General features: G+C 63.7%; 7 protein-coding genes and 1 pseudogene. 4 read left to right on the top strand and 4 right to left on the bottom strand.

Annotated features, from left to right (window positions below; all coding sequences use genetic code 11):
* Positions 1 to 19 precede the first annotated feature (19 nt).
* The gene (locus HY852_RS22835; RefSeq protein WP_291607159.1) at positions 20 to 1,003 is read left to right on the top strand and encodes an IS1595 family transposase; all 984 of its coding nucleotides are present in this window, start codon (positions 20 to 22) and stop codon (positions 1,001 to 1,003) included.
* Here HY852_RS22835 and HY852_RS22840 read toward each other — a convergent pair.
* Genes HY852_RS22840 through HY852_RS22850 form a run of 3 tightly spaced genes read right to left on the bottom strand, consistent with a single transcriptional unit; the run spans position 988 to position 2,373 of the window.
* Complete coding sequence (locus HY852_RS22840) at positions 988 to 1,491, bottom strand: ImmA/IrrE family metallo-endopeptidase (protein ID WP_291607160.1); 504 nt, start codon at positions 1,489 to 1,491, stop codon at positions 988 to 990. The two genes, HY852_RS22835 and HY852_RS22840, sit on opposite strands and share 16 nt — an antisense overlap.
* Positions 1,488 to 1,877: a hypothetical protein gene (locus tag HY852_RS22845; RefSeq protein ID WP_291607161.1), complete on the bottom strand. Its 390-nt coding sequence runs from the start codon at positions 1,875 to 1,877 to the stop codon at positions 1,488 to 1,490. Before HY852_RS22845 ends, HY852_RS22840 begins: the two co-directional genes overlap by 4 nt.
* A 40-nt stretch (positions 1,878 to 1,917) precedes the next feature.
* Positions 1,918 to 2,373 carry a hypothetical protein gene (locus HY852_RS22850; RefSeq protein WP_291607162.1) on the bottom strand — a complete coding sequence of 152 codons (456 nt, stop codon included), beginning with the start codon at positions 2,371 to 2,373 and terminating at the stop codon, positions 1,918 to 1,920.
* Positions 2,374 to 2,443: 70 nt separating this feature from the next.
* Here HY852_RS22850 and dprA point away from each other — a divergent pair.
* Positions 2,444 to 3,481 (top strand): annotated as a pseudogene (gene dprA / locus HY852_RS22855) (DNA-processing protein DprA); the annotation flags it as partial.
* A 90-nt stretch (positions 3,482 to 3,571) separates the two neighbouring features.
* On the opposite strand, the gene HY852_RS22860 reads toward dprA, so the two are convergent.
* Entirely contained in the window at positions 3,572 to 3,814 is a 243-nt protein-coding gene (locus HY852_RS22860) for a hypothetical protein (protein ID WP_291607167.1), read from the bottom strand.
* Positions 3,815 to 4,039: 225 nt separating this feature from the next.
* On the opposite strand from HY852_RS22860, the gene topA reads away from it, so the two are divergent.
* On the top strand, positions 4,040 to 6,829 hold the full coding sequence (gene topA / locus HY852_RS22865; protein ID WP_291607163.1) for a type I DNA topoisomerase: 2,790 nt from the start codon (positions 4,040 to 4,042) through the stop codon (positions 6,827 to 6,829).
* A partial coding sequence (gene rnr / locus HY852_RS22870) for a ribonuclease R (protein ID WP_291607164.1) occupies positions 6,830 to 8,891 on the top strand: 2,062 nt, incomplete at its 3' end.

Below are 8,891 nucleotides of genomic sequence, written 5' to 3' on the forward strand. Positions count from 1 at the left end.
CAAACGAGAGGGGCATCACATGGCACAGCACTTTCTTCTTTCCCGGGCAGCTAAGACCCTCTCGCTGGCCCAGGTATTCCAGATGAAGGATGCCGACGCGGAAATTGCCTTCCGCCGCATCCGTTGGGCCGATACCAATGGCGAGCCGGTTTGCCCGAACTGTGGCAGCGTTGACGCCTATGACTGCCGCCGTTTGAAGGGAGCGCCGCGCTTCCGCTGCCGCGCTTGCAAGAAGGACTTTACCCTTACCAGCGGAACCCTGTTTGCCAGCCACAAGCTTCCCCTGCGCTGCTATCTGGCGGCCATTGCGATCTTCTGCAACGAAGTGAAGGGCAAGTCGGCGCTGGCCCTGTCCCGTGACCTCTGCGTCTCCTACAAGTGCGCCTTTGTGCTTCTGCACAAACTACGCGAAGCCATGGCGGACGAACTCAAGGGCCGCGTGATCGGCGGCGAGGGCAAGACGGCTGAGGTGGATGGCGGCTACTTCGGCGGCTACGTAAAGCCCGCCAACATGAAGACGGATCGCCTTGACCGCCGCTTTACCCGCAACCAGAGTGGCAAGCGCAAGGTGGTTGTGATCGTTCGCGAGCGCGGCGGCAATTCAGTTCCGGCCGTATTTAGCTCCGAGAGCAAGGCCGCCTCTTTCATCCGGTCCCGTATCGCCAAGGGTACGACTGTTCACGCCGATGAAGCCGCCGCTTGGGACCATCTGCATGAGCGGTTCGAGGTGAAGCGCATCAACCATCAAGAGGCGTACAGCCTTAATGGCTCCTGCACGAATTGGGCTGAGGAGTATTTCAGCCGCCTTCGCCGCGGCGAGATCGGAATTCACCACCATATCGCCGGTCCGTACTTGCTTCGCTACGCGCAGGAATCCTCATGGCGTGAGGACAACCGTCGCGTCTCGAATGGCGAGCAGACAGAGCGGGTTGCCGGGCTGGCCTTGAAGCGCGGAAAGTCGGTGGATTTCACCGGTTACTGGCAGCGTCACGTTGCAGATTGAGCGTTGAACCGCATCCCGCTAAGGCGAATTTTCATCGCCTGTTCGGACACCTCAAACACTTTAGCCAACTCCGAAAAGTCAGAAGCCGGGTTTTGCTCGCGGTACTTCTTTATCAGCCTGATGGGCATGAGAATGTCGGCGGCCAATTGGTTGGCCTGTGTTTCGTACACGCTGCCCAACTCACTACGATACATCGTATCGTCCACGATGCCGCTTTCGATCAAATCTCGATGTAAAATGTAGTGTGCTAACTCATGCGCCAGAGTGAACTTTTGGCGGTTCCTAGACTCATCTGAGTTTATCCAAATAGAAAAACCAGAAGTTCCCCCATGCAGAGGGTCGCGCATGATCTGCCCGGCAATAGACTTGCCGAGCGACACCAGCTTCACGGGGATACCCAACTCTTTTGCTATCGGTCCAAGCATGACGGGCGGCTTCTTTTGGTGCTTCACCACAACCGCCATGGGGCTCTCTCGATCATCGATCATTGCTGCGCCTCCTCTGCGGTTAGAGCCTCAACTAACGCGTCCGCTTGGCCTGATGTTGTCTCGGACGGAGATACATCGCGGGCCGTGCGAACCGCGACGGTTTGTGCGACATCCTTCGCGACCGTTCTAGCCTCTTTCTCTGCGGCTTCCAGAACGTCTTTGCGGATTCGCTCGTAGCCCCAAATGGCGGCAGCGGCGAGAAAAACCGTCATGACAGCTATCATGACGGCCAACCCTGTCAGTAATATGGAAATAAAATCTTTATATTCAATAGTTTGCGCGTCTTTTGGAGGCGGTTGATAGCCGCGCGACAAAAAGTATAGCACCAAGATACCGAGCGCCACGTTGCACAAGACGAGAAAAGCTATAGCGACTCGACGCGTCATGGTTCCCCCGGCCAGATCATGGCTGGGGGAACGATTTGATTCAACCAGAAGTAAGCCGCCACTTGTACGGCCTCGCCTCCCCGACGCGCTCCACCCCCTTGCCATCATGGTTGGCTAGGCTGTGCTGTATCCCCAGCGATATGTTCTGCACCTCCTCTTTGGAGGCGCCCTGCACGCCATGGGCGCCGAGGATGGCAGCGGCTAGCTCCTGCGCCGTCATGGGCTCTGCGGCCGTCCTGAGCACATCCACGGCCTTCCTATATAATGTGCCCCGCTTGAACCACTTGTTCGGCTTCCGCCGCTTCACGGCGATGCCAGCCAGGTTGTAGTTGGGGTCCAGCATTTTGATGACGGCCTCGACGTGCCGCATCTGCTCGCTCAACTCCTCGTGCCGTTGCTTGTTCTCAAGGATCAACCCGCCTAGTTCGGCGTGAAGCCGCTCAAGGGTGAAGATGGCCGGACGGGTGTAGGGGTTTCGGGTAGGTCTGCCGCGCATGGTGATCTCCTTTGCTGTGGAGATGGGCAGGCCCCGTCATTTTTCTTGTGGCGTTTGCGCCATAATACCGGGGCCTCGCACGTTCCGCTCGCTGATCGATCATTTCGGCAGCGCGCGGATGGCGCTGGAGCATTTGCCCGAGCTTGCCCGCCGCGGCGGCGCGGCGCGCTCTAGCCGCATCTATGGCGAGAGCGAAGCGAAAGCGGAGCTTGCCGCCGGCCAAGAGCTCGGCGTGAGCTGGCTTGCGCCCGGCGAGGACGGTTATCCGGCCCGGCTCGCCATGCTCGATGACGCGCCTCCGATGCTGGCCGTGCGCGGCGCGGCGGTCACTTTGGCGCGGCCGATGATCGCGATCGTGGGCTCGCGCAACGCCTCCGCCGCCGGATTGAAATTCGCCGGTACCCTGGCGCGCGATCTCGGCGAGGCCGGCTTTGTCGTCATCTCCGGGCTGGCCCGCGGCATCGATCAGGCCGCGCATCGCGCCAGCATCCCAAGCGGCACCGTCGCGGTGCTAGCCGGCGGGCATGACCGGATCTATCCGCCGGAACACCAGGAGCTGCTGGCCGCGATGCTTGAGCAGAACGGCGCGGCGATTTCCGAAATGCCGCTCGGCCATGAGCCGAGGGCGCGCGATTTTCCCCGGCGCAACCGGCTGATCTCCGGCGCTTCGCTCGGCGTGGTGGTGGTGGAAGCCGCGCATCGCTCCGGATCCCTGATCACCGCGCGCATGGCCGCCGAACAAGGCCGCGAGGTTTTTGCCGTGCCGGGCTCCCCGCTCGACCCGCGCGCCGCCGGCACCAACGATCTCCTCAAGCAGGGCGCGAGCCTGGTGACCGAAGCGGCCGATGTCATTAACGCCGTGCAGCCCATCATCGAGCGGCCGCCGATGCTGCCCGCCGGCGAGACCGAAAGTGAGCCGCTGGACTTCGACCCAGAGGCACACGACCGCCACCAGATCGTCGGCCTGCTCGGCCCCACTGCGGTCTCGATCGACGATCTCGTCCGCATGTCGGGGGCATCGCCCGCGATCGTGCGTACGGTCCTGCTGGAGCTCGAGCTGGCCGGCCGGCTCGAACGTCACGGCGGCGGACTGGTGTCGTTGATCTAGCCAGCGCGGCGTCGGGCGAGTGAGCCTGGCCGCGTACCGCAAGAAAATACCGCTGGAGGCAAAGGCCGCTCGGCACAGGCCGAGCACAGCTCACGACAGCTTCCGCTTGCTACGCAGGCGGAGCCGCTCCTCGGCCTCCAACTGGACCATGCCGAGCAAGTGATGAAGCACGTCCAGGCTGTGACGTTCGGCGAGCTTGCGCAGCCCGACCACCGTCTCGGCAATAAAGGCTACCGCCTCGTCGGGGCCGCCTTCTCCCGGCGGATCATCTCCCCCCGAAGGCCCCTCCCCAGCTGAAGACGCGAGCTTGCGTTTGCGACCTGAAGTCGTCAACGAACCCAATCCGAATCCTGGTATTTTGGGCACCTTACGCCAGGGGGTAGCGCAACTCTAGGGCGTATTTTGCAACTTTTTAGATAGTGAGCAGGGCTCGTTTGGGGCTTGCTCAAAGGTTGTCGATTTGACAGAGACGTCCGCGACACCCATGTTCGGGTCCAGACGGCCGACGCGAGTCCCGCGAATACGGCCTGAATTTTTCCCGCAAGTCACTGGAACTACATGAATATCGTCATTGTGGAGTCGCCGGCGAAAGCCAAGACGATCAACAAATATTTGGGCTCGTCCTACGAGGTACTGGCCTCCTTTGGCCATGTCCGCGACCTCCCGGCCAAGAACGGTTCCGTCGATCCGGACCACAATTTCCGGATGATATGGGAGGTGGACCCCAAGGCCGCCGGCCGGCTGAATGAGATCGCAAGATCGGTCAAGGGCGCCGAGCGCCTGATTCTGGCCACCGACCCCGACCGCGAGGGCGAGGCGATCTCCTGGCACGTGCTGGAGATCCTTAAAGAGAAGCGCGCGCTGAAAGACCAGAAGGTCGAGCGCGTCGTCTTCAACGCCATTACCAAGCAGGCCGTTTCGGAGGCCATGAAGAACCCGCGCCAGATCGACGGCGCCCTGGTCGACGCCTACATGGCGCGCCGGGCGCTCGATGACCTGGTCGGCTTCACCCTCTCGCCTGTGCTGTGGCGCAAACTGCCGGGCGCGCGCTCGGCCGGCCGGGTGCAATCGGTGGCGCTGCGGCTCGTCTGCGACCGCGAGCTCGAGATCGAGAAGTTCGTTGCCAGGGAATACTGGTCGCTGATCGCCACGCTTTTGACCCCGCGCGGCGAGGCCTTCGAGGCGCGCCTCGTCGGCGCCGACGGCAAGAAGATCCAGAGGCTGGACATCGGCAGCGGCGCGGAAGCCGAGGCGTTCAAGAAGGCGCTGGAGGCGGCGAGCTTCACCGTCACGACGGTTGACGCCAAGCCCGCCAAGCGCAATCCGCAGGCCCCCTTCACCACTTCGACCCTGCAGCAGGAGGCAAGCCGCAAGCTCGGCTTTGCGCCGGCGCACACCATGCGAATCGCGCAGCGGCTCTACGAGGGTATCGACATCGGCGGCGAGACCACCGGACTCATTACTTATATGCGTACCGACGGCGTGCAGATCGCGGGCGAAGCGATCACGCAGGCGCGCACGGTGATCGGCGAGGATTACGGCAACGCTTACGTGCCGGACAGCCCGCGCCAGTACCAGACCAAGGCCAAGAACGCCCAGGAAGCGCACGAGGCGATCCGGCCGACCGACCTGTCGCGGCGCCCCGACAGCATGCGTCGTCGGCTCGATACCGATCAGGCCAGACTCTATGAGTTGATCTGGAAGCGCACCATCGCAAGCCAGATGGAATCCGCCGAGCTCGAGCGCACCACGATCGACATCGCGGCAAAGGCGGGCGCGCGCAACCTCGAACTGCGCGCCACCGGCCAAGTCGTCAAGTTCGACGGCTTCCTCGCGCTTTATCAGGAAGGCCACGACGACGAGGAAGACGAGGACTCTCGCCGCCTGCCCGGCATGAGCGAGGGCGAAAGCCTCAAGCGTCATGATCTTTCGGTCACCCAGCATTTCACCGAGCCGCCACCGCGCTTCTCCGAAGCCTCCCTCGTCAAACGCATGGAAGAGCTCGGCATCGGCCGACCCTCGACCTATGCCTCGATCCTGCAGGTCCTGAAGGATCGCGGCTATGTCCGGCTGGACAAGAAGCGCCTGCATGGCGAGGACAAGGGCCGCGTCGTCGTCGCGTTCCTGGAAAACTTCTTCCGCCGCTATGTCGAGTACGACTTCACTGCCGACCTCGAGGAGCAGCTCGACCGCATCTCCAACAACGAGATCTCCTGGCAGCAGGTCCTGAAGGATTTCTGGGGCGACTTCATCGGCGCAGTCGATGACATCAAGGATTTGCGCGTCGCGCAGGTGCTGGATGCGCTGGACGAAATGCTCGGGCCGCACATCTACCCGCCCCGTGCCGACGGCGGCGATGTCAGGCAATGCCCGGGCTGCGGCAGCGGCCGTCTCAACCTGAAGGCCGGCAAGTTCGGCGCCTTCGTCGGTTGCAGCAACTATCCGGAATGCCGCTACACCCGCCCGCTCGCCGCCGACGGCGATGGGGCGAGCGCGGATCGCGTGCTGGGCCAGGACCCGGACACCGGTCTCGACGTCACGGTGAAGGCCGGACGCTTCGGCCCCTATATCCAGCTCGGCGAGCAGAAGGACTACGCGGAAGGCGAAAAGCCCAGGCGCGCCGGCATTCCCAAGGGCACCTCGCCCGCCGACATGGATCTCGAGCTGGCGCTCAAGCTGCTGTCGCTGCCGCGCGAAATCGGCAGGCATCCGGAGACGGGATTGCCGATCACGGCCGGCATCGGCCGCTTCGGTCCGTTCGTCCGCCACGATAAGACCTATGCAAGTCTCGAAGCGGGCGATGAAGTCTTCGATATCGGCCTCAACCGCGCGGTGACGCTGATTGCGGAGAAGGTCGCCAAGGGTCCGGGCCGACGTTTTGGCGCCGATCCCGGCAAGGTGCTTGGTGATCACCCGGCGCTCGGCGCGGTCGCCGTGAAGAACGGACGCTATGGCCCCTATGTCTCGTCGGGCGGCGTCAACGCCACGATACCGAGCGAGATGGACAAGGACACGATTACGCTCGAACAGGCGATCGCGCTGATCGACGAGCGCGCGGCCAAGGGCGGCGGTAAGGCCAAGAGCGGCGGCAAGGCCAAGGCCGGCAAGGCGAAAGCAGCGAAGAAGGGCAAGGCAGCCAAGGCCGAGAGCGCGGAAGCTGCTGCGCCCGAACCTGCCAAGAAGGCTGCAAAGAAGCCCGCGGCAAAGAAGGCCGCGAGCAAGCCGAAATCGGAAGCCACCAGCAAGGCGCGCGCGGGGGTTTCAACGATCGCCAAGACATCAGCGAAGAAGACGGCCGCCGCGCCAAAAGCGCCGGCGAAGAAGAGCGCCGGCAAGGCAAGAGGTTAAGTGAAACGCAAGCATGACCATGGCTTTCCCGACCGGAATGCCATCGTCGCCTTCATCAAAGCCTATCCCGGCAAGGTCGGTACCCGCGAGATCGCGCGAGAGTTCGGCCTGAAGAATGCCGATCGCGCCGAACTCAGGCGCATCCTGCGCGACCTTGCCGACGAAGGTGTCATCACCAAGCGTCGGCGCAAGATCACCGAGACCGCGGCGCTGCCGCCGACGCTGATGGCCGACGTCACCGGCCGCGACAGCGACGGTGAATTGCTCGCGATCCCCGCCGAATGGGACGAGGTCGAAAACGGCGAGCCGCCGAAGATCCGTATTCACATCCCGCGCCGGCCGCAGCCGGGCACCACTGCCGGCGTCGGCGACCGGGCGCTATTGCGGGTGGAACGCAGCGAGGACGGCGAAGGCGTCGCCTATCGCGGACGCGTCATCAAGCTCATCGACCGCGCCAAGAGCCGGATTCTCGGCATATTCCGGGCGCTTCCGAACGGCGGCGGCCGGCTGGTCCCGGTGGACAAGAAGTTTGCCGACCGCGAGCTCAACATTGCACCCGGCGACCAGCTCGAAGCCAAAGACGGCGATCTCGTCAGCGTCGATCTTGTCCGCACCCGCGCCTTCGGCCTGGCTTCGGGCCGGGTCAAAGAAAAGCTCGGTTCGGTCAAGTCGGAAAAGGCGATCAGCCTGATCGCGATCTGTGCCCACGACATCCCGCTCCAGTTCTCGCCGGCGGCGACCGGCGAAGCGGAAGCGGCAGAGCCTGCAGCTTTGAAAGGGCGCGAGGACTGGCGCGATGTCCCGCTCGTCACCATCGACCCGCCCGACGCCAAGGATCACGACGACGCGGTTCACGCCGAGCCCGATATCGATCCGAACAACAAGGGCGGCTACATCGTCCATGTCGCGATCGCCGACGTCGCCTTCTATGTCCGGCCGGGTACGGCGCTTGACCGCGATGCGTTGACCCGCGGCAATTCGGTCTATTTCCCGGACCGCGTGGTGCCGATGCTGCCCGAGCGCATCTCCAACAATCTGTGCTCGCTGGTGCCGGGCGAGTCGCGCGGCGCGCTCGCGGTTCGGATGGTGATCGGTGCCGACGGCCGCAAGCGCTCGCACAGCTTCCACCGCGTGCTGATGCGCTCGGCGGCGAAGCTGCATTATGCGCAGGCCCAGGCCGCCATGGACGGAAAGCCGGACGATGTCACCGGCCCCCTGCTCGATCCCATCATCAAGCCGCTTTACGAGGCCTATCACTGCGTCAAGCGCGCGCGGGACGAGCGTGATCCGCTCAATCTCGAGATTCCCGAGCGCAAGATCCTCCTGAAAGCCGACGGCACGGTCGATCGGGTGGTCGTGCCGGAACGGCTCGACGCGCACCGGCTGATCGAGGAATTCATGATCCTCGCCAACGTCGCGGCTGCCGAAATGCTGGAGAAGAAGTCGTTGCCGCTGATCTACCGCGTGCACGACGAGCCGTCGGTCGAGAAGGTGCTGGCGCTCCAGGAATTCCTCGAAAGCCTCGACGTTCCCTTCAAGAAAAGCGGACCGCTGCGCCCGTCGATGTTCAACTTCGTGCTGGCCCAGTTCGAAGGCCGCGACCACTACCCGCTCGTCAGCGAGGTGGTGCTGCGCGCGCAGGCCCAGGCGGAGTATTCGGCGGAGAACTATGGCCATTTCGGCCTCAACCTGCGTCGCTATGCGCACTTCACCTCCCCGATCCGGCGCTATGCGGACCTCGTTGTCCATCGCGCCCTGATCCGCGCGCTGGGGCTCGGCGAGGGCGCGCTCGCCGAGCACGAGACGCCGGAGCGATTGGCCGAGGTCGCGGCGCAGATTTCGGTGACCGAACGGCGGGCGATGAAGGCCGAGCGCGAGACCACCGACCGGCTGATCGCCCATCACCTCGCCGACCGCATCGGCGCGACTTTCCAGGGGCGCATCTCCGGCGTCACTCGCGCCGGCCTTTTCGTGAAGCTCGATGATACCGGCGCCGACGGGCTGGTCCCGATCCGCACCATCGGCCCCGAGTATTTCCATTACGACGAAGGCCGCCACGCGC

Source organism: Bradyrhizobium sp. (genome assembly GCF_016213215.1).
Taxonomy (GTDB): Bacteria; Pseudomonadota; Alphaproteobacteria; order Rhizobiales; family Xanthobacteraceae; genus Bradyrhizobium.

Bases quoted from the DNA above. Each gene is read 5' to 3' on its own strand.
- HY852_RS22835 (WP_291607159.1), top strand. From the start codon at position 20: ATGGCACAGCACTTTCTTCTTTCCCGGGCAGCTAAGACCCTCTCGCTG.
- HY852_RS22840 (WP_291607160.1), bottom strand. From the start codon at position 1,491: ATGATCGATGATCGAGAGAGCCCCATGGCGGTTGTGGTGAAGCACCAA.
- HY852_RS22845 (WP_291607161.1), bottom strand. From the start codon at position 1,877: ATGACGCGTCGAGTCGCTATAGCTTTTCTCGTCTTGTGCAACGTGGCG.
- HY852_RS22850 (WP_291607162.1), bottom strand. From the start codon at position 2,373: ATGCGCGGCAGACCTACCCGAAACCCCTACACCCGTCCGGCCATCTTC.
- topA (WP_291607163.1), top strand. From the start codon at position 4,040: ATGAATATCGTCATTGTGGAGTCGCCGGCGAAAGCCAAGACGATCAAC.